22 protein-coding genes are annotated in these 25,103 nt (G+C 49.2%); 12 read left to right on the top strand and 10 right to left on the bottom strand.

Going from position 1 to position 25,103, the window contains the following annotated elements; genetic code table 11:
• Window positions 1-26: 26 nt before the first annotated feature.
• A complete protein-coding gene (locus ACES2G_RS13500; RefSeq protein WP_374000482.1) occupies window positions 27-1,532 on the bottom strand; it encodes an MFS transporter in 1,506 nt (501 codons plus the stop codon).
• Window positions 1,533-1,789: 257 nt separating this feature from the next.
• On the opposite strand from ACES2G_RS13500, the gene ACES2G_RS13495 reads away from it, so the two are divergent.
• Entirely contained in the window at window positions 1,790-2,599 is an 810-nt protein-coding gene (locus tag ACES2G_RS13495) for a DUF4382 domain-containing protein (protein WP_347357707.1), read from the top strand.
• Between the two features lie 83 nt (window positions 2,600-2,682).
• Complete coding sequence (locus ACES2G_RS13490) at window positions 2,683-4,512, top strand: MutS family DNA mismatch repair protein (protein WP_347357706.1); 1,830 nt, start codon at window positions 2,683-2,685, stop codon at window positions 4,510-4,512.
• Between the two features lie 171 nt (window positions 4,513-4,683).
• Here ACES2G_RS13490 and ACES2G_RS13485 read toward each other — a convergent pair whose 3' ends face one another.
• The 3 genes from ACES2G_RS13485 to ACES2G_RS13475 all read right to left on the bottom strand — a co-directional run bounded on the left by ACES2G_RS13485 (window position 4,684) and on the right by ACES2G_RS13475 (window position 6,944).
• Window positions 4,684-5,016: a carboxymuconolactone decarboxylase family protein gene (locus tag ACES2G_RS13485; RefSeq protein ID WP_347357705.1), complete on the bottom strand. Its 333-nt coding sequence runs from the start codon at window positions 5,014-5,016 to the stop codon at window positions 4,684-4,686.
• Between the two features lie 73 nt (window positions 5,017-5,089).
• The gene (locus tag ACES2G_RS13480) at window positions 5,090-5,992 is read right to left on the bottom strand and encodes a LysR substrate-binding domain-containing protein (protein WP_374000481.1); all 903 of its coding nucleotides are present in this window, start codon (window positions 5,990-5,992) and stop codon (window positions 5,090-5,092) included.
• A 70-nt stretch (window positions 5,993-6,062) separates the two neighbouring features.
• Complete coding sequence (locus ACES2G_RS13475; RefSeq protein ID WP_374000480.1) at window positions 6,063-6,944, bottom strand: pirin family protein; 882 nt, start codon at window positions 6,942-6,944, stop codon at window positions 6,063-6,065.
• A 166-nt stretch (window positions 6,945-7,110) separates the two neighbouring features.
• On the opposite strand from ACES2G_RS13475, the gene ACES2G_RS13470 reads away from it, so the two are divergent.
• Window positions 7,111-8,364 (top strand): hypothetical protein, encoded by a 1,254-nt coding sequence (locus ACES2G_RS13470; RefSeq protein WP_374000479.1) that lies wholly within the window; start codon window positions 7,111-7,113, stop codon window positions 8,362-8,364.
• A gap of 34 nt (window positions 8,365-8,398) precedes the next feature.
• On the opposite strand, the gene ACES2G_RS13465 is transcribed toward ACES2G_RS13470, so the two are convergent.
• Genes ACES2G_RS13465 through ACES2G_RS13445 form a run of 5 tightly spaced genes read right to left on the bottom strand, consistent with a single transcriptional unit; the run spans window position 8,399 to window position 15,186 of the window.
• Window positions 8,399-9,667, bottom strand: a complete 1,269-nt coding sequence (locus ACES2G_RS13465) for a hypothetical protein (RefSeq protein ID WP_347357701.1) — start codon at window positions 9,665-9,667, stop codon at window positions 8,399-8,401.
• 8 nt (window positions 9,668-9,675) lie between these two features.
• Window positions 9,676-11,403, bottom strand: coding sequence for a hypothetical protein (locus ACES2G_RS13460; protein WP_347357700.1), 1,728 nt, complete (start codon window positions 11,401-11,403; stop codon window positions 9,676-9,678).
• Window positions 11,400-13,187, bottom strand: a complete 1,788-nt coding sequence (locus tag ACES2G_RS13455) for a DUF2334 domain-containing protein (protein WP_374000478.1) — start codon at window positions 13,185-13,187, stop codon at window positions 11,400-11,402. Before ACES2G_RS13455 ends, ACES2G_RS13460 begins: the two co-directional genes overlap by 4 nt.
• Window positions 13,184-14,566 carry a glycosyltransferase gene (locus ACES2G_RS13450; protein WP_374000477.1) on the bottom strand — a complete coding sequence of 461 codons (1,383 nt, stop codon included), beginning with the start codon at window positions 14,564-14,566 and terminating at the stop codon, window positions 13,184-13,186. The genes ACES2G_RS13455 and ACES2G_RS13450 overlap by 4 nt, the downstream gene beginning before the upstream one ends.
• Window positions 14,566-15,186, bottom strand: coding sequence for a hypothetical protein (locus ACES2G_RS13445; protein WP_374000476.1), 621 nt, complete (start codon window positions 15,184-15,186; stop codon window positions 14,566-14,568). The genes ACES2G_RS13450 and ACES2G_RS13445 overlap by 1 nt, the downstream gene beginning before the upstream one ends.
• 292 nt (window positions 15,187-15,478) lie before the next feature.
• On the opposite strand from ACES2G_RS13445, the gene ACES2G_RS13440 reads away from it, so the two are divergent.
• Window positions 15,479-16,087, top strand: a complete 609-nt coding sequence (locus ACES2G_RS13440) for a hypothetical protein (RefSeq protein ID WP_374000475.1) — start codon at window positions 15,479-15,481, stop codon at window positions 16,085-16,087.
• On the opposite strand, the gene wecB is transcribed toward ACES2G_RS13440, so the two are convergent.
• The gene (wecB, locus tag ACES2G_RS13435) at window positions 16,084-17,247 is read right to left on the bottom strand and encodes a non-hydrolyzing UDP-N-acetylglucosamine 2-epimerase (protein ID WP_347357695.1); all 1,164 of its coding nucleotides are present in this window, start codon (window positions 17,245-17,247) and stop codon (window positions 16,084-16,086) included. The genes ACES2G_RS13440 and wecB overlap by 4 nt on opposite strands.
• Window positions 17,248-17,408: 161 nt before the next feature.
• On the opposite strand from wecB, the gene ACES2G_RS13430 reads away from it, so the two are divergent.
• The 8 genes from ACES2G_RS13430 (at window position 17,409) to ACES2G_RS13395 (ending at window position 25,102) form a co-directional block, all read left to right on the top strand.
• The gene (locus ACES2G_RS13430; RefSeq protein WP_347357694.1) at window positions 17,409-17,774 is read left to right on the top strand and encodes a hypothetical protein; all 366 of its coding nucleotides are present in this window, start codon (window positions 17,409-17,411) and stop codon (window positions 17,772-17,774) included.
• Window positions 17,775-17,890: 116 nt separating this feature from the next.
• On the top strand, window positions 17,891-18,412 hold the full coding sequence (locus ACES2G_RS13425; RefSeq protein WP_374000474.1) for a DUF2231 domain-containing protein: 522 nt from the start codon (window positions 17,891-17,893) through the stop codon (window positions 18,410-18,412).
• Between the two features lie 210 nt (window positions 18,413-18,622).
• On the top strand, window positions 18,623-19,402 hold the full coding sequence (ygiD, locus tag ACES2G_RS13420) for a 4,5-DOPA dioxygenase extradiol (RefSeq protein WP_347357725.1): 780 nt from the start codon (window positions 18,623-18,625) through the stop codon (window positions 19,400-19,402).
• Between the two features lie 3 nt (window positions 19,403-19,405).
• Complete coding sequence (locus ACES2G_RS13415; RefSeq protein ID WP_347357692.1) at window positions 19,406-20,041, top strand: dienelactone hydrolase family protein; 636 nt, start codon at window positions 19,406-19,408, stop codon at window positions 20,039-20,041.
• 76 nt (window positions 20,042-20,117) lie between these two features.
• Window positions 20,118-20,867: a transporter substrate-binding domain-containing protein gene (locus ACES2G_RS13410; protein WP_347357691.1), complete on the top strand. Its 750-nt coding sequence runs from the start codon at window positions 20,118-20,120 to the stop codon at window positions 20,865-20,867.
• Window positions 20,868-20,964: 97 nt separating this feature from the next.
• The gene (locus tag ACES2G_RS13405) at window positions 20,965-23,457 is read left to right on the top strand and encodes a hypothetical protein (protein ID WP_347357690.1); all 2,493 of its coding nucleotides are present in this window, start codon (window positions 20,965-20,967) and stop codon (window positions 23,455-23,457) included.
• A 253-nt stretch (window positions 23,458-23,710) separates the two neighbouring features.
• Complete coding sequence (locus tag ACES2G_RS13400; protein WP_347357689.1) at window positions 23,711-23,998, top strand: hypothetical protein; 288 nt, start codon at window positions 23,711-23,713, stop codon at window positions 23,996-23,998.
• Between the two features lie 111 nt (window positions 23,999-24,109).
• Complete coding sequence (locus tag ACES2G_RS13395) at window positions 24,110-25,102, top strand: pectin acetylesterase-family hydrolase (protein WP_347357688.1); 993 nt, start codon at window positions 24,110-24,112, stop codon at window positions 25,100-25,102.
• Window position 25,103 lies beyond the last annotated feature (1 nt).

The raw sequence follows: 25,103 nt of genomic DNA, 5'->3' as shown, positions 1-25,103 counted from the left end.
TGGGCTAGGTGGATCTGGAAAGGGCTCTAGTTCTCCTGCTGTTGTTTAAGGGCTTCTGCTTTTTCCACTTCCAGAATGTACTTTTTGGTGGCTTCCGGAAGTTCTTTCCACATACGCAGCGACAGAATCAGACCTAGCACGGCAAAAGGAATCAGGAAAAGAGGCCAGTAATGCCAGTTTTTCGCTGACAGATATCCGATCGACAAAGATTGCAGGCCTGATCCAAGATAGACGCAGCCATCGACAATACCCGAAGCTGTCGCTGTCATTTTCTTGCCGCCAAAGTCAGCGGCGGCTGTTCCTGACATCAAAGAATGCACGCCGATCACCGCCAGTGTCATCAAGACAGCCGCCAAACCAAAGATAGTGGGGTCTTTGGTTAAGAATACGCACATCACAATAAGCAGCAGAATCATCACCACATTATTGATTGCAGCCGGAGGCCCACGACGGGACTGGAATACCCGATCTGAAACCAAGCCGGCAATAAAACCACCCAGCACGCCTGTTAGGCACAGCAACAGTCCCCAGTTCTTGATGAAGAATTCAGATCCAGCATAAAAAGCCGGGCTGATGTCTTTGGTTTCGTTGGCAAAGATCAGATACCATTGCATAATCCCATTGCGTAAAACACCGGAAGTGAAATCGACCATGGCAATGGTGATCATCACGGGATTGGAAAAGACTTTCTTCAGGATCAACGTCATCGTCATTTTGACGTTTTCATCATCGTCTGTCGAAGAAGCGTCAGCGGTATCGAAGTCGTCAAAGTTGGCTTCTTTCGGAGAGTCTTTCAACAGCACCATATCGATCAAAGCCCAAACAATCAGGATGAAGGCGGGGATGGTGAAGACCAGCCAGGTTGCGTCGGTGGCTCCGGTATCAATCGCAAAGATATGCTGGATGAACTTTTGGAAGGCGGTTTTTTCACCTTCGATGTTCAGCTTGGACGCATCGACGATAGCTTGCCCCCAGTCGAACGCAAAATACACACCGAATGAGATCAACGTTCCAAAGATCGCACCAAAAACGCCGCGCTCACGGACGTGGAACCAATAGGCTTTTACTTTGATAATGGAAACAGCTCCATAGCTTTGGAAGAACATGTTCATCGCATACAGAACTGAGAAGGCCACAACCATGTCGGTCTTTAAGCGGCCCATCAGATACAGATAGGTCGCGCCCCCCATAAGAAGGTTCATCAGGGCTGAGCCCAGCGTGGCAATCAGAATTCCTTTCTTGCCGCCTATTTTGTCCACCAGGGGACCATTGATCAGAAACGAAAGGCCATAAACGATCGTTCCGGCGGCAAAGATGATCCCAAACTGTTCTTTGGTCATCATGTCGCCCATGGCATTTTTGGAAACATTCAGATTGTAACGAGCCATGTAAAGGAAGGCGTAGCTCATGCCAAGGGGGAACCAGTTTACGAAGCGCCTGAAGATAAATTTTTTCGAGTGATTCAGAGGATTGTTGTTGAAGTATAAATAGATGACCGCGGCAAGGCATATGCTGACGAGAAGTAAGGCCATAGCGTCTCCAGTGCGTTGTGCGGCCCCACAGTATGTGAGAAATGTGTAAATGGCAAATTGAAGTCTGCAATATGAAGAGGTTTATATTTTTGCCTTCGGGGGCGGAGGGTTTGCGTCGTGCGGTTAGGAGTACAAAATGTTGGATAAAATGCTCAAGTCTTTGACAGCGCTCTCAGTTTGATCGCCTCAAGGAGGACTTTTTTGGGTCTTTGACTAGTGGGGTGTACAGTAAACGTAAGAATTACCAGGAGGGTAAGATGAAGAGTGTTTCTGTAAAGCTTATATGTCTAGGGGCTGTGCTGCTGAGTTCCGCCTGCAGTCGCACAGTGAGCGAATCTGGCTCTGAAGGTGGCGTTACCTCGAATCAATATAAAAGCGGCATGAGCACAATCAGCTTCAAGTTGACCGATGCACCGAATAAGGACCTGAAGTCCGTCGTTGTGGATATCGACCATATGGAGGTGCTTGTTGGCGGAGCAGGTAAGTCGGGGCGTCTGCAGTTGGCTCAAGGCTTGGGCCCGGTGGATCTGCTGCAGTTGCAAAATGGTGTGACCTTGCCACTGCAGGATATTGTGGCTCCGGCGGGATTGCGTATTCAGCAGATCCGCTTGATTCTTAAGCATGAGGGGCATTATGCAGTGAAGGGTGATGATTCCATCTGTGAGTTGAAGACGCCCAGTGCGCAAAAAACAGGTGTTAAAATTATCCTGACGAACAAAGTGGAATTTGAAGCGGGTCATAACTATCAGGTCGTCGTGGACTTCGATGCCTTAAAGTCTGTTGTCGTTCAAGGCAACGGTGGTTGCCTTCTGAAGCCAGTCCTGAAATTAAAATCAGTTCTGAAAACACCGGCTGAGGAATTGTCAGGAGAAGAAGAGCCTGGTACTGGAACCGATGGTGGCGGTGATTCCGGTGCGGTTGAGCCACAACCAACTCCTGAACAACCCGGCGAAGAACTTGTGACTGTACCTGATACGAACGACGGTTCTGATGATGGCTATGTGCCTATTGTGGATGGTCAAGAATATCCTGTCGTGACTGAAGAAGAGCTTTCTCAGCTTTTATAAACATATGACTTTCTCCGGGCTCTCAGTCGAGAGTCCGGGGTTTTAAGTTGCCTCGACTTTAACGCCCCGGCATCATGAGAAGCATGAATCACAATGCCGTTCCCACCACATTGAGCCGATCTTTGCAAACAGCAGCAAAGGTACAGAAAAAAACAGCACGAATGCAGGGGCTTTTGCAGATTTGGCAGCAGCGTCTTCGTCAACATCAAAATATCCGCCTTCTGACTGCGTTGGTATTTGCGGGAAGTCTGGTGGTTCTGTCGATGATACCGAATGCGCGCGCAGGCTTTGCCGTTCCGGCGGTGTTGCTGGTGATTTTTATTGTCCTGGTGGTGCGTACCCGTCGCATTCATCGCCACGTGCAGCGTCTTGGGCGTTGGAATGAGTTTTTGCAAAGACAGCACAAACGTCTCTTGGGACAGCCTTCAGGGCGTACTTGGAAACAGGCCTTTGACACCTCGGCCGAGTTTCCGTTGATTCGTGACCTGGGTTTGGTAGGCGCACACTCGTTGTGGACTTTGGTGGATGAGACTCTTTCCGAAGGGGGCTTGCGCCGTCTCCTGCATTGGATGAGTCGTGCCCCTGCGGATTCCTCGGCGCTTAAGAAACGTCAGGAACAGATTCGCAAACTGCGTCCCCAGGTTTGGTTTTATACTCGTCTGGGTATTGAAACGAATTCCAATGATTTGAATCTTTCCACTTTGCAGATTCAGGATTTCCTTAAAAACTCTTTTGTCGGCTCCCGCTTCAGCCTGCTTTTGCTGGCCAATCTGATTTTGTGGGGAGCGACCGTGGCAATGGTCGCGGTTGCTAGTATGACGGGGATGACATTACCGTCCATATTACTTATGGCCTTTCCTTTGTTAAGTCTGGTGAGCTTGGGCTCAGTCGGGTCGGCTTTCTTGCAAGGCACGGGACTGTCCCATCACCTTAGTGCGCTGGCTCCGGTGCTGGAGTCCATCGAAAAGAAAGCGGCCAGTGATAAAACTGTGAAAGAACTGTGTCCGAAGATCTTTGAATCATCACCGTCTCGAATGGCCCAGAAGCTGGAAACGATTTTGGGCTTTCTGGGAACTCAGACCAATCCGATCCTGCATTTTGTTCTGAATGCCCTACTGCCGTGGACGGTGGTGTCTGTTTATTTCCTGGAGCGATTGCGAAAAAAAATGGCTCAGGACTTCCCAGCCTGTGTTGAAGAGCTTTCAGAGTTTGAAGTTCTGGGCTCCTTGTTGATCTTTGATAGATATCAAACACAGTGTTATTCGGAATTTTCTTCTGAACGAGCGCTGAAGTGCCAGAACGTCTTTCATCCCTTGTTGGATCGAAGCCGGGCAGTAGCGAATGATTTCGAGTTTCCGGGAGCAAAGTCGCTGGGGTTGTTGACGGGGTCAAATATGTCCGGCAAGTCCACGTTCCTGCGCACCTTGGGGGTGAATCAGACGCTGGCGAATATGGGGGCTCCGGTTTTTGCGGATCACTTTGTCACTGTGCCGTTGCAGATTGAAACTTGTATTGAGGTCAGTGATTCTTTGCGTGATGGGTATTCTTATTTCTATGCAGAGGTGCGCAGGCTGAAGGATATTTTGAATACGGCAGCCTCGGGTAAGCCCGTCTTGTATCTGATTGATGAGATCTTCCGAGGGACCAACAACCGTGAACGTCAGATAGGAAGTCGTGCGGTGATTCAGACGCTGGCGCAGGAAAAATCAGCCATGGGTTTTATTTCAACCCACGATCTGGAGCTGACGGCTTTGGAAAAAAGCAACCCCACTTTGCTGAATCTGCACTTCCGTGAAGATATCGATGAAAGCGGGAAAATGATTTTCCATTACCATTTGCGTTCTGGCCCGTGTCCCACGACGAATGCTTTGCGTATCATGGCCGCCGAGGGGATTAAGGTCGATGAGGTTTAGAGTTTATTCGGATAAATGTATCTGCTTCTTGGCAATCCTGGGTTCACAACCGTAAGAGTGCGCTATACTGGCTAAGAAACGATCCGGAAGTAGGAATTCGCCTTCCATCTTTTAGGGGTCGTCCGAAACGGGACTTGGCCGAAGGGTCGGGGCCCGTTTCCATTTTTAGCCCTAAATATTGTCATAGGCGTCCATGGCCCGGGCGGAAAAGATCAGGGCCGTTCCGGTATTGATACCGACGGCAACTCCCAGAGCTTCCAGAATTTCTTCTCGAGTGGCGCCATGTTTTTTGGCGGCTTCAATATGCACGGAAATACAACCATCACAACGAGTGGTGATGGCGACGGCCAGGGCAATCAGCTCTCGGGTTTTGCCATCTAAAACCGGGGATTGTGCTTTTGAGTCCGAGATCATGCGATAGCCCTTGATCAGATCGGGCTGCATTTTTGCGATCCCGGCGATGCGGGATTTTACTTCCATCAGATAGGTCTTCCAATCAAGCATACAAACTCCTTGCCGTAGAGCTTATTAGAGGGAGGCCGCCACGGGCAGAGGGGATTGATATGTATCCTGACAGCTACAGTTCCAATTCTTTGAGGCGTTCCTTAAGAAGTTCACTGGTGCAGGTGATAAAGGCCTGCAGACGGGGCTGGGGAAATCTTTGTGGTGGATAGACAAAACTGACCGGACGCAGGTCCGAGCGCCACTCGGGAAGGATGCGCACCAGTTTTTTATTTTTCGATTCGGGCCCGCAAAGGAAGGTCGGTAGCAGGGCAATACCTTCACCAGCCAACGCCAGGTCCTTGATCATATTCAGATCATCGATCACAAGATTTCCGGGCAGGTTGACAGTGATTTTGTTGCGGCTTTTGTTCAGAAACTCCCAGTGGTCTTTGCCCAGCGGTGTAAATTGCAGACACTGATGTTCACGCAGGTCCTTCGGGTGCAGAGGTGTGCCATTTTTTTTCAAATACGTCGGGCTGGCAAAAGGAGCGAAATAACTAAGTCCCAGCTTTTTGGCAATAAGAGAAGAGTCTTTCAGTTCACCAGCGCGAATGGCGAGATCAATGCCTTCAGAGATCAAGTCCACCCGGCGGTCCGTCAGCAGCAGTTCCAGTTGAATCTTGGGATACTGTCTGCGGAACTCGGCAATGACATCTTTCAGCAGGCTGGCTCCGATGATGGCGGGGGCGGTGACTTTTAAAAGTCCTTGGGGTTCCCCTTGGCCTTGTGTGACTTCATCGGTGGCGGCTTTGATTTCATCGATTCCAATTTGGCAGCGTTCAAAGAAAAGTTGTCCGGCTTGAGTGATTTGCAGCTTGCGTGTCGTGCGATGAAGCAAGGTGACGCCCAGGCGTTTTTCCAAGGAGGATATTTTCGCACTGACTGTGGAGTTGGGCATTTCTAATTGCTTGGCGGCAGCAGAAAAGCTGCCGGCTTGCACGACTTTGACAAAGATGGCGATTTCATTCAAGTCCATGGGTGAATTGTGCCTGAGCCTTTTCTGAAAAACAAATCCGAAGGGACGGGAAGTCCCTTCGGATTCTTTATTAACGTGATCCTTCGATGGTTCCGATCTGGCCCATTTTGCCATCTTGGAAGTCGACAAAGGCCTGTCGGATTTCGGCTTCCGAGTTCATAACAAACGGACCATAACCAACAATGCGCTCTTCGATCGGCTCACCGCCCAGGAACAGAATTTTTGCATCAGTTCCCGCAGTCAGAGTGAAGTTTGTGCCTTCGCGATCCAACACCGCCAACTCGGCCTCTTTCAATCGCTCTCCAGAACCCAGGGTGACCTCGCCACTAAGAACAAAGATCGCTGCCGTATGACCCACCGGAGGATTTAATTCCACCTTGTGTCCGGCCTGCAGGCGCAAGTCCCACAGGTTGATCGGAGTGAAGGTTTTAGCCGGGCCGTTTGCGCCTTGGAATTCACCTGCAATCACGCGTAGCTGACCAGCGCCTTCGGGCAAAGTGACTTGAGGAATTTCAGCATTCATCAAACCCTGATAGCGGGGTTTGGACATTTTGTCTTTCTTAGGCAAATTGACCCACAACTGAACCATTTCAAAGGCGCCGCCTTTTTTGGCGAAATCAGCACCGTGAAATTCCTCGTGCACCAGGCCGGATGCGGCTGTCATCCATTGCACATCCCCAGGACGGATGATGCCACCACCTCCGGCAGAGTCTCGATGCTCCACTTCGCCTTCATAGACGATAGTGACAGTTTCAAAACCGCGGTGAGGGTGTTCACCCACCCCCCGACGATGTTCAGAGGGAGGAAACACTGCCGGACCGGCATAGTCCATAAGAAGGAATGGTGTCATTTCCCGGGCGATATCATTGTAAGTGAAAATCGAACGGACTGGAAAACCATCGCCAACCCAGTGGCGGGCATTGCTTTGTTGAGAGAATAAGAGTTTTTTCATAACAGTCCCTTTCATTTGTTTTAACTATAGCACCACCCGAACTGCTTGATTAGATGTATAAAGTGGAAAGATTATCCATTGCATTGTATAATTGCCGGAAAACCCCCACCGTACAGCGTTGTGGAACTAAGTTGACCCTCGTTTAGTATTCCAGTAGTCAGTCGACATGAAGATCCTGTCTGTCTTGATACTCTACATTGTTGCGGTGTTTCAGGTTGAGGTTTTGGCCCAGGTGGCCGCTCCCAAGGCTGCCATTCATTTGGTGACTTATCAGGCCTGGGGCTTCACGGTGGATTCCACACCTCAGGGACAACGGGTTCGTCGTATCATTGACGACAGCTATCGTCTTGGGTTTCGCACCGTTATCTTTAACTTCCGCGGGCACATGATTGGTGGAACAGGCAGTGATATTCGCTCCACCGTTCCTGCCCATCAGCAAGAAACAGAAGAGCGTCTGCTGTTGGAAGCGGTTGCCTATGCCAAGTCCTTGGGAATGACAGTGGCGTTCCGTCCTATCTTATTGGTGGTGGGACCACGCGGAGAGTTCCCTTACGTCGAGGGGAAGACCTTCTGGTGGCATGGGGTCATTAAACCCACACAGCCGCAGCTTTGGTTTGCTAACTATTTTAAGTTCCATGAACGTTATCTGCGTCTTGCAGCCCGTGCCGGGGCTGAATGGTATTCCATCGGAGCCGAAATGCATTCGATGACTTCGGGTTTGGGTGAAAGAGATCCGCAGTGGCGTCTGGGCTATCCAAAACAATGGGTGGAGCTGATTCACAAGGCTCGGGCTATCTTGGGAAGTCAGACCCAGATTACTTACGGCATTAACTATACAGATCAATATGTTCTGTCGGACGGCCAGAAGACCTGGGGCGGAGAGCTGGAGCAATGGCGTTACTATATGACGGCCAACTTCCAGAAGCCTGCCAATATCCAGCATCAAAAAGATCTTCGAGAGTTCTGGTCTTTGTTGGATGTGATTGGGATTGATTACTATCGGGCTTTGGCGAGCGCTAACGACCGTTTTTCCAACGACTTTGCCACCCTGGTTCGTCAGTTGGAAGCAAGGCCTCAGTCCCATGCTTCTCAGCTGGATACGACTTTGACAGAGATGGCGCTTTTGGATGGCACACTCAAACCCTTGTTCTTCCAGGAAGTGGGTTATCGCAGTGTTGAAAAATGTTTTTTGGATCCATCATCTTATGAAGAGGATGGAGGCAAGTACAGCCTGGTTCATCAGGGAGCTGCTTGGGATGCCTTCTTCCGAGCTTACTGGGCGCCCAACTGGCCGTGGATGACGGGGATGGGGATGTGGCAGATTCTGGTGGATGAAGACACGCAGGCTAAGACAGACAAAGGATTCACTCCTTTGGGTAAAGAACCGGTGGAATCTGTTTTGAAACGATATTTGAAATAAAAAAAGGCTGATCTTAGATCAGCCTTTTTTGTTTTTAGTTGTTGTTCAGATAGTAAGACTTCACAACATCTTCAGTGGGTTTCTTGCCTACCGGAGAGAAACCATTGTCTTCCGGACCTGTCTTGGTCGGGTCAACAGCGATGTCCCAGAAGTTGATCCCTTGGAACCATGGCCATTGAGGCTTCCAGAAGGATTCAAACACAGCCATGAAAGCGGCTGTTTGGTGAGGTACATTCGTCGTGCCCAATCCCGCATAAGAGAACGGGTCAATGAAGCCCTTGTCAGCAGAGCGGAAGCCGATCTCTTTGATGATCGCTTTTTTATGATGATCCAATGTGAATTCGATCTCCATAAAGCCCGTGTCCAACTGAGTTGCGTAAGAGTCAGAGCGGATTTTCAGCATGGCTGCCAGCTCAAGAGTGTCTGTTGGAAGATCTTGATTGTGGGACGCCAGAGAGCGGTAGATATCCAGGCCAACAGCATCCAGTTCTTTCCAGAAGTTGGACAGATCTTGCCAGATGGCTGCTTCTGCCGGGTTGGAAGGGTTTGCCAGCTCAACCAAGCGATAGCGCCAACGTTCAAACTCACCACCAGAAGCCGTCAATCCACCCGCATTCACAGAGTCATCGGTGAAGTTGATGTCGTACATCAAGCGAGCTGTCGGCAGTTTTGCGCGAACATAGCGCAGCAGTTCCAACCAGCGACCTGGGAAACCATAAGGATGTTCTTTCCACTGGTCCTCAACCCCAACAGTCATGGAGTAAAGTTCAGCACCGATGGTGAACTCATCAGCTTTAGCCATACGTGCAACTGTGATGTAAACATCCAGGAATACGCGGAAGGATTCAAACCAGCGATTTGGGTCACGTGGTTGAATGTTTCCATGCCACCAAACTTTTGTAGTCCCATCGCCCATCTTTTCAGTGTACGGGAACTCGCCATTCGGACCGACAACGAAGAAGATCGGACGAAGTCCAGCCGTCATGCCTTGAGACTGGATGTACTTCACCAGACGAGCCATGCGCACAGCTTCTTTAGAGCGTTCAGCAGGAGCCGTCACCGGAATGACCTCTGTAGAGAACGGCCCTGTCATTGTCGCACGAACATTCAGGATAATATGGTTGGCGCCCAAAGCTTTGGCTTCATCCACAGCTTTTTGTGCCAAAGTTTTGGCAGCTCCCGCCGGAGCTGCATCATAAAGGAAACCATCAGTTTCAGTCAGATTAAATCCTGCTACATAGCTGGCAGAAGCAATACTGCTAAAAGCCAGAATGGAAAGCAGGGCAGAGATAACAAACTTCATAGCATCTCCTACTTATTATCAATTCTTTTCAAGAATGTGCAGGCTGTGCCCTGACCACGTCCACCAACGATGACATAGGCGTTGAGGCCTTCTTCAGTCACATTGGCACGAAGTTGGAACCAAGAAGCTCCCACATTACGTCCGGAAGTCAAAATCACCACGCCGTCAGTTGCCTGAGAACCGATAGTCAAATCGATATCCATACCACCTTCGCTCTCCAAGCGGCCCATGCTGTAGCCGTTGAAAGTCGTGATGATGACTTTGACTTTCATCTCAGTACCATTTGGCAGGAAGATGCTGCCTACGTAAGTGCCATCTGCAGAAGGAGCACTTAGTTTTGCTGTTTTCCAAAGATCTGTGAAGCTTTGAACTTTAGTGCCTTTCAAAGTACGAGGCCCTGTGCGCACGAACAGATCCACCAAAGTGATTTGACCTTTGGAATCAATCGTGAACTTCACAGGCGGATTCATATCGCTATCTGTGTCCGGTTCACGCTGGGAAGCCACGAAGCCGTCATCTTTAAGGTTGTAGGAAACATTGAAGAATGTTCTTTCAACCATCAATTTTGAATCAGACATCGCCGCGATCAGTGTGTTTTCTTTAGCAACGGCAATAGTAAGGAAGAAGACTTCACCTTTGTCGTTGGTAAGTTTGTAGTGACCTTCCAAGTCCAATTTCTGAGCCATGACCGGAGCTGCCACGCGGGACAACCATTTTGCCAGTTCGTCAGCTTCTTTTTTCAGGCCGACGGCCTGCAATTTTGCGATCAATTCACGAGACAAGGCCAGGTAGTGGTCAACGTAAACATCACTTGGCAGCTTTTCCTGAGCCATCCACTGCTGAGCCAAGCCCTGCAGGTGACGAGTTTTCAAGCTGTTAAGTGCAGTGCTGAATTCAGCCCCTTTGAAAGTTTCTTCCAAACGAACCATGCGCAGGATCACTTCAGACAAAGAGTCACCAATACCGTTAAGCAGCCAGTTAGGCGCCACTTCAGACATATTGGAAGCTTGAATCAAAAGCAAAGACAGACGGGACAAATAGATATGTGCCGCACCTTTATTGTTGCGATCCAAGGAATAAATGCCCTGATTCAGGTAATCCAGATATTCAGAGAAGGAAGAAGAGATTTTGATCTTTTGCAACCAAACCGCAACTTGCGCCTCACTCAAGGATTCAGTCTTCAACAAAGCTACAGCCGCGTCGGAAACCAGACGACGGAAGCCCAATTGGACATAAGGAAGTGTGGAAGCTTTTTCGTCCACCAATGGCAAAACAGCCTCAAGATTTTGAGACAGAGCCATCAGGCGGGAAGAGTCCTTCACAACGCTCATCTGGAATTCGATAAGACCCAGGAAGCGCGCCAAAGAATCAGCATCCATCCACTTGATATAGTATCCAAGCTTGGTGGAAGAATCTTTGGTCACATCCAACCAGCGCATGCCGTTGGAGACCATGTTCAGTCCCAATGTCTTTACGATATTTGGGAAATATTCTTCAAGCCCTGTTTCCACGGACAAGACTTGCAAGCGATCCAGCGTTGCGAAGTACTTGTCGAAGGTTGCGGGATCTCTCATCTCTGGAATATTAAATTCCAGATCCAAGATAATGTCGCGCAGGGATGTACGGCTTTGTGCCGCTTTTTCCATAAGGTCAGCAGGCTCAGGCAGGTTTATTGCCGCCCATGACATCATTGGACTAAAGAGTGCAATCAGCACCAGGCTCTTTAATAGATTCATAGCGTTTGTTCCTTATAAATAGGTTCGGGGCGTTTAACTTTCGTATTTTTATCCATAAATTTATTGATATCGATGAACTGATATCCAAGGTCTTTAAGTCCTTGGATGATGAATCTCAGTTCGGACGGGTCTCCGGGATAGGCACCGCGTCCGCCTTCTTCATAAGAAGTCAGAAGGAACGGGTGATAGAAGAAGGAGGCCCAAACATCACGCAGAACGCGGTTTCTTTTTGCGTCAGAAATAATGTCTTCTTTGGTGCGGGGACTGGTCACGTGCTCATTCACGAAGGGCTGTGAGTTCCCCAGGTTTTCAGGAATCAATCGCTGGCCGTGGACGTCACCATAGATTTCATAAGGGAACATCTGACCGCTCCAGACCATGGACTCATACTTCACGGTCAGGTTTTTAAAGACCTGCATACGCAGGGCTTTGCTTTGTGGGTCACGGGATTCAAACCACAGGCGTTTGTCGTCACCAGTAGCGGCGTCTTTTTTCAGAAGGTCCTTCTGCATGCCTTTAACAGAGTGATTGTAATAGATGGCGCGTCCCACATTCCAAGAGAACACTTCACCAAAGATCACATAATCCAAAGCACTGGCCTGATAGTGTGGCATCAGCCAAATACGCGGAGTCACACCGGCTCTTTGCAGAATTTCAAAGCCGTCTTCCAGCTTGTTCAAAACGAACTGAGGACTGTCTTCGGCGATCGGCATATTGGTCACGGCATCAAAGAACTCAAAGTCGTCGCCGGAAACCCCGCTGTGTGGGTTGGCCATGCGTTTGTGCTGATGGGTCACGCCATGCCAAATGAAGCTGCCATTGTCTTTTTTAGTGTCTTCAATCCAGCTCATGAAGCTGCGATGACGATCCATCGTGACCACTTCTTCGTAAGGGCCACGCGTGTATTGATTCAAAGGATCGAAGAAGATTGGAACCAATGAGATATTGATAGGAACTTTTTCCTCTTTCAAAACCTGATTGGTACGATACAGCCAGCTCAGCGGCACCAGCGCATGAACGTCCTCGATACGCAGGAAGGCATACTGACCGTTGTGTTTGGGTTTGGCATTCAGGATGTCAAACAGAACGTCGGCAAAAACCAGGTAGCGATCGGCTTCGTGCATAAAGCTCAAAGGGACGTCGGCAACGTAGAAATGATTTTTCGCGCGCAGAATGTAAGGTGCTTTTTCGTTCGTCACCGGGTTTTGTGCCCAAGCCAGAACTTCGGTTTTGTTACCTTCGGTCGGAACTAGAACAGCCTGTTCAAACGGGGCGACAAAAAGCCCCTGGGTATTTTGGGACCATTCACCATATTTAAAGAACACTTCGCCTTTATACAGGATGTTTTTCAGGAAGCTTGGGCGTCCGCGTGGGTCCAACTTTTCTTTGTTCATGGTGCTTAGGTGGGAATAGCTGTATCCCATGGCTTTTTCAAAGCGGTCACCCAACTGCCAGATGTTGTATCCGATCCACGCCACATTCTTTTTGGTGTTGGCATAGTCATCCAGGAAAGCTGCCGGGATGGGATTGTTGAAGTACGAGCCAATATAAATCGTGGCAGCGCACTTGTCGATTTCACCCTGCTCATAAAGCTCAATAGGGCTGATGATCTGCTGGTATTCCGGGAAATGACCCAAAAGATTCTGCAGAAGGGTGGTGTAGGTTTTGCCCATCCAATAAGTGGGGTCTGTGCTACGGTCGAAATAGACGTTCACGCAGTCCAGAGCTTTGGCCTGAACCTGCAATCCCGTTAGTAACACAAAAGACAGAATTAATTTTTTCATGTGTTTTGGACCTCTATTTCCTTTCCAAAATGCTCGGGGAGGCGGTGATCTGTTTTAATCCATACAGGGCGTTTGCCAGTTTTTTGACTTTCTTGATACTGCCGATAGGCTTTGTAGGTGGCGCCGATATTGACCACATTCGCCAGAAGCCAGCGCACCGGTACCAGAGCTATATGCACTCGGGCATTGGTGCGAGAAACGGCAATCATTCGCTGAACCAGACGCACGGTCATGTTCAGTAAATTCAGGCCCAACAGAAGTTGGAACGCTGGGTGCCGCAAAACTGCCGGCACATCTCCGGTCAGATCAGCGATCACGAACATGGCCAGCAAAAGAGTGGAGAGTATAATCAGAATGCTGTTCCAAGGACCGCGGCGGTCACGCCACATAAAGTATTTGTCGATGAAAGAACCGCGCCAGCTCAGGTTTTCCAAGCCTTGGAAGGCAATGCCCAGTGTCCAGCGTGATTTCTGGCGCATGGATGCATTCAGCGCGGATGGGAAGTATTCACGAGTTGCGATAAACTCTTTCTGCCCGTTGTCTTTTTCATAGCGCACACAAGCGAACTTGGATTTAAAACCCAGCTCTTTGGTCATCATGCCCAGGTGATAGTCTTCGGTCAGCGTGTCTTCCTTCAAGAAATCACCTTTCTGAAGGTCTTGCAGAGACAAAACCAATTCACGGCTAAGCAAAGTGCCCACGCCTGCGGAAGGAACCGCAGCCCCCAGAGCTTCGCGCACCAGCAGATCTTTGGTGTGGGATTCGGCGAACTCGTCGATATAAATGCCCCCGACCAACGAGCGCGGAGCCACGTCGAAAGAAAAAACCGGAATTTGTACGAAATCAGCAAAGGAACTGTAGTAGTTCATCAGACTGAGTGAGTGAGGATGCAGTACGTCCTCTGAATCCTGCATCAGAAGCAGGTCATATTTTTTGCTAAGATGTTGCTCGGACTTGAAGATCTGACGGGCCATCTCATTCAGCATTTGTCCTTTGGAGGTGGGACCAGGCTGAGTGTTGACGACGACCACCACCTTGTGGGGATACAGGGCTTCCAATTTGCTGGCGGCTTCCCAGGTTGCGGTATCATTTGGATAGACGCCCAGGAAGAAAGTGTAGTTTTGATAGCTCAGGCCGCGCAGGTTGCCGCGAATCATCGGAGCGATGACTTCTGCTTCTTTCCAGTTAGCGACGATAATCGCGATATTCTTCTGTGGCGCTGATTTGATCTTGGCCATCAGGTCCGCATTGATCAGAGCGGGCTTGATTCTTTTGAACAAAGCATACGCATCGATAAAGAGGTCGTCCATGGTGAAGACCAGGGCCCCCAGGACAACGACGAACGCCAGAATAATGAACAGAGATTCAAACATGGGCATTAGAAGGAACCTCCAATGACCAGAAGGCCTTCTTCGTGAGAAGCTTCGTTGCGTGGGAAGCTTTGATAAAGCAAAGCAGCTACGCTCCAGGAGTCGATCAGATAGATTCCGCGCAATCCGGCACGAGCCTGCTCGGTGTCGCGCCCCAGATCAGGATCTGGACTGCGGCGCAGGTAAAGTTCGACGAAAGCATCCAGGAAGATATTCTGGGCAGGGCTGAAACGCAGGCCTTGTTTGAACCAAGCGGTTGAAACCGGGTCGTTGTGGAAAGAAGGCAAGATCATGCTTTCGGCATAGAACTCAGAGAACATATTTTGATTTGCAACGGGGTACTGCCACATGTCTCCAAGATACAGTCCGCCACGGCTGCGTTCTTCTGTGCGAAGCTCGGCCAGGACAAAAAGATTCTTCCACAGGTTGAATCGACCACCCACAAGAGCCATTGCGCGGTTCTTGTCGTAGAGATCGTCTTGTGCGGAGCGTGTTTTGTTTTGCACTTGAATAGACGCGCCGACATACGTTGCGAATTTTTCCTTTTTCACCAGCATCAAGCGCAGATAAGATTCAGTCAGCAGTCCGTACTGAGGAACGTAGGTCGTCTCAGAATACACTTCCCCCACAGAGGCTTCAGCCCTAGCGGAAGGTAAGTTGAGACAGGCAACAACCAGGGTTGCAAAAGAGAGGAAAGATTTGACTGAAGTAATGAAACACCTACGTACTGTAATGATTAGCTGTGGCCGGGTTATAGTTGAACGAGGTATTCTTCACAATAGCGAATGCTTCTTTACGAAGGAATTACCGGGTAATGATATGGCATCACCCAAACGGGTGAGTGTTTGGTTTGCGCCTGTTTTCCTGCTTTTCCTTGGCGGGTGTGCTCACTTTCCACGCGCCTCTTATGAGAGTGAAATCATGAAATACAAGCTCGTCTCGGTTCCGCTAACGTCGGAGCATTGGAACACGCAATATACGGGGCATGGGGCTGTGGAGTTTGCTTCGAAAACACAGAAACATTTACTTATCTCTCCGAAGTATCCACAGAATGAAAAAGAAACTTACGCGGCTCTGGTCACGCTGAAGGCCACGGAGCAAAGACCTTTGAAGGACTATGTTGTCGAGGTCGAAGTGACTTCTCAAAAACAGTTGCGCCCTGAAAATCCCAATGAGTGGGAGGTTTTTTGGTTTTTTGGGAATTATCGTATGGGAGACAATGGAAAAAAAGAGGCGAACTATTTTCTATCCAAGCCTCGCACGGGGATTGAGCTTGGCCGAGTTTATCAGGAAGTTGGCCAGGACTTCTTAAGCACGTATTCTCGCCCGCAACTGCATCTGGGCGAACGCAGTCGTTGGACTTTCTATAAAAGGGGACAGCGGTTTCGAGTCTACAAGGACAGACAACTTATCATGGACTATACCGGACGAACTCCAAGGCAGGAGTTGTACGATCATCCAGGCACCTTCGGGCTGTACAGTGAAGATGCGCTGGTTCTGATTCACTCGTTTAAGTACACGCCTCTTTAAAGACGTGTGGCAATGAGATTCAGGATTCTTTCGCTGGCGTTACCGTCACCGAAAGGATTTTTAGCTTGGGACATGCGCTGATAAACCTCAGGAGTTCTTAATACCTCCAGAGCTGTACGGACAAAGGCCTTTTCTTCCAATGGGATGAGCTTTGATGTTCCTGCGTCGATAGCTTCCGGTCGTTCCGTCTTTTCGCGGGCGACAAGAATCGGTTTGCCAAGAGACGGTGCTTCTTCCTGCACACCACCGGAGTCGGTGATAATCATATGGGCACGATTCATCAAATAGACAAACGGCACATAGTCCACGGGCTCACACAGCCAGATTTTGCTTTGTCCTGAAACAGGTGCTTGCCCTTTGTCGATCCATTGAGCGCTTTGGCCGAAAATCTTTTCGGCGGATTGACGGACCTGCGGATTCATATGCAAAGGAATCAACAGTTCCAGATCTTCCTGCTTGGAAAGTTCAACCAGGCCTTTCATGACTTCTTCCATCGGAGTTCCGAAGGATTCGCGACGATGGACGGTCACCAGAATCAGTTTCTTGTCACCTTGCAGGAAAGAGTAGGTCTGTGCGAATTTCTTCTCAAGATCGGCATTGTCTGCCAGTTTTTTACGGACTTCCAGCAGGGCATCAATTCCTGTGTTGCCAGTGACAAAGATATCCTGGCTTGGATAGTGCTCGTGAATCAGATTGGCTTTGGCCGCCTCTGTCGGGGCAAAGTGCGAATGCGTGACAAGGCCTGTCGCCTTGCGATTGAACTCTTCTGGATAAGGAGAATAAATATCGCCCGAGCGCAAGCCGGCTTCAATATGCATAACTGGGACACGGTGATAGAAGCCCACCAGGCTTCCAACAAAACAGCTGGCCGTGTCGCCCTGAACCAGAACCGCATCCACTTTCTGCTCTTGCAGGATGCGATGAACTCCGGCCATCACGCCCATGGAAATATCCGTCAGACTTTGTCCCGGTTTCATCAGATCCAGGTCGTAATCCGGTGTAATGCCAAAGAAATCAAAAAGCGGTTTGATCATTTCGCGATGTTGTCCCGTAGAGCAGACGATGATTCTGAACCGGGGATCGCTTTTGGCTTTTAAGATCAAAGAGGCAAGTTTAATGGTTTCTGGGCGGGTTCCAAAGACAACAAGAAGGGTTTTCATAGCCGCTAAGCTAGTCAGAACATGTGAATAAGGCAAGGATCTGCTCGCCACCATGTATAAACTCGCCGTTACGGGTGAGGAAAAGTTTCTTTTTTTGTCACAATAAGAGAGGGTGGCTCCTAAGATAAGAAAGACGAAATGAAGTTTTGAAAGGATATTTTATGAAGCAGTTCAAGGAATTGGGAGTTATCGTTGTGGCCGCGTTCTTGATGTTTGTCGCGATGGGAACTCAGGCTTTGGCGAAAGAATCTTTGCAAATCGTCCCAAATCAAAAAGTCTGCATGGTCACGAACATGGTTTTCCCTCGGGATCAGATTCCGGTGGCTCATGCCGGGAAAACATATTATGGCTGCTGTGAAAATTGCAAAAAGACTCTGGCTGAAGATGCCAGTGCCCGCAAAGCTGTGGACCCTGTGACTGGCAAGGCCGTGGATAAAGCCACCGCTGTGATCGCTGCGCGAGCAGATGGTTCTGTGATTTATTTTGCAAATAAGGCCAGCTTTGAGCGCTATAGCAAGAGCAAATAAGGCCAGTCGTATGACTTTAGGCCGATCCTTCAGTTGAGAGTTGGCAGTTCATTCTCGGACGGCTGGCTCTTCGTAGAAAGCCGCTATACTTTGAAGACATAAAACAGGGAGGTTTTATGTACAGCAAAGTATCAATCAAAGGGCATGGAATTCATCCCATGTTGGTGGCCTTTCCGATTACTTTCTATCTTCTTACATTCGTCAGCTTTCTTGTCTATCAGCTCGGGAGTGTCGAGATCTTCTGGTACAAGCTGGGATACTTCGCCAATATGGCGGCCGTGGCGTTTGCCGTGGTGGCGGCGATTCCTGGATTCATTGACTGGGCCATGGGAATTCCCAAAGACACCACAGCAAAAAGAGATGGCTTGATCCATATGCTGTTAAACGTTCTCACTTTGGGACTTTTCGCCGTCAATGCGGTGATCATCAGCGGCACCTGGGACATGCCTCTTAGCTCCTTGGCATTCTCGCTGGTTCTGACGGGTGTGGGTTGTTTAAGTCTGATTGGGGCTGGGGCCTATGGATGGACACTGGTGGCGATTCACAAGGTGGGCGTGCCTATGAGTTCAGAGCAGGCTCTTTTACAGGATCGCTATGAGCATGATGAAAGACCGCAGGATCACATCAGCTTCCATTGAGGGAAGGGAACATTGTTCCCTTGGTGCAACAAAGTGATCCGTTTTTGAACCCTGCCGTAACAGTGAGTTCTCTCGGATAATGATCACATGAAAGATCGTTATCAAAGAATCACACGCAGATCCCTGATGTTCGGAGCCGGAGGTTTTCTGGCTCTGCTGGGGCTGCGTCAGTTGAAGCTGTGGGGAGGCTCCGTGGATACATCGACAACAATGCCAGTTCTTTTTTTAGGTCATGGAAGTCCGATGAATGCGATCGAAGACAATCGCTTCACCCAGCGTTTGACAGAGCTGGGGCAGGAGCTTCCTCGGCCCAAGGCAATTTTGTGTATTTCGGCGCATTGGTTAAGTGCGGGAACTTGGGTGACTCGCATGGATCAGCCGCGCACCATTCACGATTTCTATGGATTTCCTCAGGCGCTTTTTGATGTGCAATATCCAGCTCCGGGCAGCCCGGCATTGGCAGAGCAGATCCAAAAGCTGACCGAAAAACCTAAAATTCATGCCGACGATAATGTCTGGGGTCTGGATCATGGGACGTGGTCTGTCCTGCGTCGGGTTTATCCCGAAGCGGATATTCCAGTGGTGCAGTTAAGTATTGATATGTCTGAACCACCGGCGTTTCATCTGGAGCTGGGAAAAATTCTGAAGTCTTTGCGTGAGCAGGGCGTTTTGATCGTGGGCAGTGGCAACATAGTTCATAACCTTCGTCAGGTTGATTGGAGTAAGCAGTCTCAAGGATTCGATTGGGCCTTGGAATTTGATCACTGGGTCAAAGGGCAGATTGAAAAACGTGATTTTCAATCACTAGCAACTGACTTCATGAAAACTACCGCTGGTCGCAACAGTGTGCCGACGCCGGATCACTATTATCCTTTGCTGTATGTTTTAGGAGCCGCCGATGTCCAGAAGGATGAGCTGAAGTTTGAATTCGAGGGCTATGACATGGGCTCGATCTCAATGCGCTGTCTAAGTCTGGGAAGAAAGGCTTGAGCTATGTATAAGTATATTCCCGCACAGGAAAAATCGTCCACTAAGACTCCGGTTCTGGTGCTGATGCATGGGGTGGGTTCCAACGAGCAGGATCTGGCGGATTTTGGAGCTTCGTTGGACCCGCGATTGGATGTTTACAGTTTGCGCGGGCCATTGGCGATGGGACCGCACAGTTATGGATGGTTTCATGTGAATTTCACGGCTCAGGGGCCTTTGCACAACAGGGAACAGGCGGAAGCGGCACGGCAGCATATTGTCAAATTCCTTCATGAGCTTCGTCAAAAATCGAATGTCGATACAGAGAGAATTTTTCTGGCAGGATTCAGTCAGGGAGCCATTATGAGTTTTTCCGTCGCGTTGACAGAGTCCCATCTGGTGACCTCGGTGTTTGGCATAGGTGGACGCACATTGCAGGAAATGGCGGCGCTGTCCCGGGAAACAAAATATTCCACGACGCCTGATGTTTTTATTCTTCATGGTGTGAATGACAATAAGCTTCCGTTCTTCCATGCAGAAGCGTCAGAAAGAGTTTTCGCAGAGGCGGGTTTCCCCGTGCAGTTGCTGTCTTACCCTGCCGGACATGAAATCAGCACGGCTATGCGTGCAGACGTAAGTCGTCTTGTGAAGCAGCGCCTTTGACTTTGCAGCGGGGTTGCAATTGTCGTAATCCTAAAAAGAGTTGAACATTTTTAGATCAGAATTCATTCTAGTCGAAATGCTTTATAAATCTTTTCTGCTCTTTGTGGGCCTTAGTGTTCTTTCCGTTCCCGCCTTGGCGACAAAGGTTGTCTTTGCTTCTTATGACGATATCCCGCCTAAAATCTATCGTGAAAACGGGCAGATTAAAGGCACTTATATCGAAGTCATTCGTGAGGCCTGTAAAAGGATGAAGGTTCAAGCAGAGTTTGTGACCTTTCCCTGGGCGCGTGCCGTGGTGATGGCTCGAACCGGAAAGGTCGATGCCATTTTCCCGCCGTTTGTGACTGCCGAAAGAAAAGAATATTTATTTTTCCCCGAACCCGTCAGCGAAACTCGCAATATGGTCTTTGCTCTTAAAAAAAGAAAATTGAAGGTGCAAAGTCTGTCGGATCTTAAGGGACTGACGGTTGGCGTGAATGATCAATATTCGTATGGTGAGGCCTTTGATAGCTATAAAAAGAACCTGCGTTTGGATTTAAGTAGCACCCAGGAAATGCTGATTCAGAAACTCGGGCGTTCTGAGGGGGTCAAACGGGTGGATGTCGTGGTGGCTTCAGAAGACGCTTTTCGGTTTATGAGCAAGCGACTGGGGTATGGGGATATTTTTGAATCCATTTATGTCGTTTCGGAAAATCCGGCCTATGTGGCCTTTTCCAAAGCGAAAGGGGCAGGCAGTAAAGAATTGTCAGAACGTTTTGGCAAGACCCTGCAGCAGATGAAAAAAGAAGGCGTGATCCAGAAAATTTTTGATCATTACATGAAATAGAGAGTTCCTGTCTCATCCTGAGATACTACGAAAATCAGCGAACAGTTATTTGCGAGTCTGACTCCTGTCAAAATATACTCCGTCCGATGAGTTGAATATGAGAACGTTTTTTCGTATTTTGCTTTATCTGAGCGCAGGTCTGGCTTTGGGGGCGTGTTCCCTGGAAGCTTCATTTGAGGATCTGAGTCAGCAACTGCCATCACTTTCCAAAGACGAAAGTTTCTATGCGGACTATCCGCCTGCGGAAATATCGTTTTTAAAATCTTCTGATATGCAGATGAAAACCGCTCAGACCTCCAAGCAGGAGTTTGTAGTAACAATGGCTTCTGCAAGTCCGACGAATATCTATGTTCGTTATACACTGATTCCGGAACTTAGCACGGCTCAATATGCAGTGAACCACAGTCTACAAGAAGGTGTGGTTATGATTCCTGCAGGCAGTACGGAAGGAAGAATCACTTATGACTACTATGGTTCTTCCGTGGGCTCGAAAACTCTGCAAGTGGCCTTGAAGGAAGTTATCGGCTATCCATCCTTTTTCAAGCAGCAGGTGACACGTCGATTTATTCTTGATCCGGTACAGGATGATACTTTTGTCAAAGTCAGTAGGGGTGGTGATTTCGCCTGTGGTATTTCCACGGCCGGGGCTTTAAAGTGCTGGGGAGATAATGCCGCTTTGCAAATGGGAGCACCTGGGCCCGCACGGAAAAAGCCTGCTGTGGTGGATAGCGGAGTCCTTTACAAAGACGTCGAGTTGGGAACCACTGCGGCCTGTGCGATCACACAGGGCGGAGTTGTTAAATGCTGGGGCGCGGGTGCGGCTTTGGCAGAAGTGGATGCTCCGGTTTTATATAAGAAAATTACGCGAGGCACATCTCATGCCTGTGGCATTACTGTGGCTGGTGTTCTGAAATGCTGGGGTAAGAATGACTATGCTCAAATGGGAACGGGCAGTACCAGTGCCAGCACTTTTGCGCCCACCGAACTGGATGCGGGAGTTCTTTATAAAGATGTGACGGCGGGGGCTTACCACAGTTGTGGCATTACGGAAGATAATGAATTGAAATGCTGGGGAACCAACAGTTCATTGCAGGCCTTGGGAACGGGTGCTTCACCAGTGGCAATAACAACCGTTGATGCGGGGGTTGAGTATCGTCAGGTTTCAGCGGGGAACAGTCACACGTGTGCAATCACCGTGGGTGATAAGTTGAAGTGCTGGGGCTTAAACACGTCGGGCCAGGTCGGGGATGGCCTTGGAGTTGGCAACAATGCTGTGACGTTGATTGATACGGAAGCCACGTATTCTTCAGTCAGTGCAGGGGCTTCCCACACTTGTGCGATCACCAAAACGGACAGCCGTCTTAAGTGCTGGGGTGGTGGCGATTATGGGGAGCTGGGACTGAATTCAACTTCCAAAATGTTGGCACCTGCCCAGGTATCTGATGTCAGTTATCTGGCGGTTTCCGCCGGGCCTGTGGGCACGTGTGGTATTCAAAGTCACGGGGTGATGTTCTGTTGGGGTGAAAATGGCAGCGGCCAAAATGGTGACGGGATGGCGTCGGTGCGCTCCGTTCCTATCGTCGTTGATGGTGGAGAAAAATATCAACTGATGGATGCCGGAATTCTTTATCATGTCTGTGGAATTACGACGACAGGAGTTTTGAAGTGCTGGGGAAATAACGGAAATGGGCAGGTCGGGGATAAATCGACTATTACCAAATCTTTTCCGGTGGAAGTGGATCGTGGCATCAAGTACAAGGCCGTTTCTCCGGGGAACTATCACACCTGTGGAATCACAGTGGATGGTGTTTTGAAATGCTGGGGTGCCAATGGGACCAGCCATCGTCTAGGGGACGGCAGTACCACGCATCGCTCGACTCCGAAAGCCGTGGACAGTGCAGAGAAGTTTATCAAAGTTTCTGCAGGCAATGACAGCTCCTGTGCACTGACTGATCAAAAGAAGCTTATGTGTTGGGGATTGAACGACGTGGGGCAGTTGGGGAATGGCACAACAGATACTGGGAACATTCCTCAGTTTGTGGATTCCACGGACTTGTTTAGGGATGTCGTGGTGTCGGGTGGTAAGGCAGCTTGTGCATTGACGGAAGCTGGTGCCTTGAAGTGTTGGGGCGGAGCTTCGCATTTTGTTCCTGGGGATGTTGATGCCGGAACTGTTTACGAATCACTAAGTCGCAGTGGCAACAACTTCTGTGCAAAAAACCAGGCGGGTGTCTTTAACTGCTGGTCGGCGGGTTCTTATCCTAGCTCCTTCACTGCTTTGCCCGCGGACCCTGGGTTTACTCATCAGGCGCTGGGAGTGGGCTTTGGTCATAAATGTGCTTTGACCAGTACTCAGGATATTCGTTGTTGGGGCTCGGGTGCTGATGGGCAGCTTGGAAATGGTCAGCAGGTGACGCAAGCTTCGCCTGTCGCCGTGTCTTCAGTGGATAAATACAGTGCAATTTCTGTAGGCCGCTATCATGGTTGTGGTATCACTGTGAGCGGAATTTTGCATTGCTGGGGCTCAGATCGTCTGAATCAGCTTGGAGCAGGGCGATTGGTGAATGTGCCGTCTCCGACAAGCCCATAGATGAGGTCTTGTCGGGTGGACATATTCTTATCACTGTGCTATGGTGATTCTATGTTCGCGTTCAATACCATCCAACACAATTATTTTTCTTGTTTCAATTTGTCCGTCTCGGAGTAGTTTCCTCGGGAAGATCTAAACTTTTGCTGGTCTTTCCTCGTCAGTGTCTATTCTTTACAAAAATATATTTGAACAGACTGCAGTTAGGGCTGTTGGGCCTAGCTATTTGATCTGTGAGCCAGAAAGAAACAGGGGAATGAAAAAGGAATTGCAGGCAGAAGAAACCAGCAAAGTGGAAAATTGGGAAAGATGGTGGCATGCGCTTTCGATCTCAGACACGATCTTATCCAGATCTGGTGAAGATCCTTCTTTGGAGGAAATCTGCAATTATCTGGAAAGTATTGAAGTGGTTTTTGAAGATGCCTGTGATCCGGCGGATGATTTTAAGGCTTATGCTATTCGGGCGCTATGCCAAGCGGTGCGGCGAACTTTGGACAACAGAAAAAAATCCTTGGTAAAAGAGCAGGTGAAACTGCTGGAGTGATCGAAAGTTTCAGGGGAACACGAAACCAAGGGCGTGTATTGCGGATCTTCTTGTGATTTTGATTTATCGAATGTCGGTAAACTCTTAGCATTTTAGTACTAGGGGTTTTTCATGAAGATCGTTGTTGTCTTGTTGTCCTTGTTGATTTCCGTGCAAGCTTTTGCGCGTTCCTGGGAAAGAATTCAGATTCCCGGAGCCTATTGTGGTGATGGCAGTCCGTACTCGGTTTTTCTGGACCAGCGTCGTAAAGATAAAATCCTGATTGAATTTATGGGGGGCGGAGCTTGCTGGTCCGAATCCACCTGTCACGGTCTGGACAGAAAAACCTGGATCTACAAAATCCCCGCAGTCCCGGCCTTCAGTTATCTGACGGCAGAATCAGCATCCCATCCGTGGATTGATCATACGGCTCTTTATTTCCCTTATTGTACCGGAGATGTCTTTTCAGGCCGACATGTGGCGCGATATGCAGAGCACTCCTCCCGCCAGACATGGCATGTGGGGTACACCAATATTCTTAAATCTTTAAACTATCTTCGAGAACGAAAGATTTTGAACTTTCACGGATTCAACGATGTGACTTTGTGGGGAGCTTCTGCAGGTGCGATTGGGTCTTTGGTGCATTCCCATAACATCGCGGACGCCTTTTCTCAGGCAAGTCAGAAAACTCTTTTGGCGGACAGTCCAGGACTGCACTTCGGAGATGTTTTCTTTGCCAAGTTTTCACCTCAGATGCGTTCTGACTTTAAGCAGAGCTTTGCGGCGGTTGGCTTGATCTATCCGGAACACAGTGGTTTTGTGGCGCCGTACTTCGGGCCGGTGTTTGAAGGTCTGCGGGACTGGAAGGTGGGCGTCTTGCAAGCCACGAAAGATGTTGTTATGGCCGTGGTGTTCGGAGAGCTTACTCCCCAGGAACATGAAAAGCGTGTTCTTTCCCAAGGGGGAATTGTCGAAGTCGCCAAACCCTACAATCACGTTCAGGTCTGGGCGCCTCGTTGTTTGATGCATACTTTCTTGCTGGCGCCGCCGACAGCAGGCCTTGAAAATGAAGAAAATATGTCAGCAATTCGTTTTGCCGAGCAGATTTACAAAGAGCGCAGATAGA

The organism is Bdellovibrio bacteriovorus, assembly GCF_041888015.1.
GTDB lineage: Bacteria > Bdellovibrionota > Bdellovibrionia > Bdellovibrionales > Bdellovibrionaceae > Bdellovibrio.
This window is presented reverse-complemented; position numbering and strand designations above follow the sequence as displayed.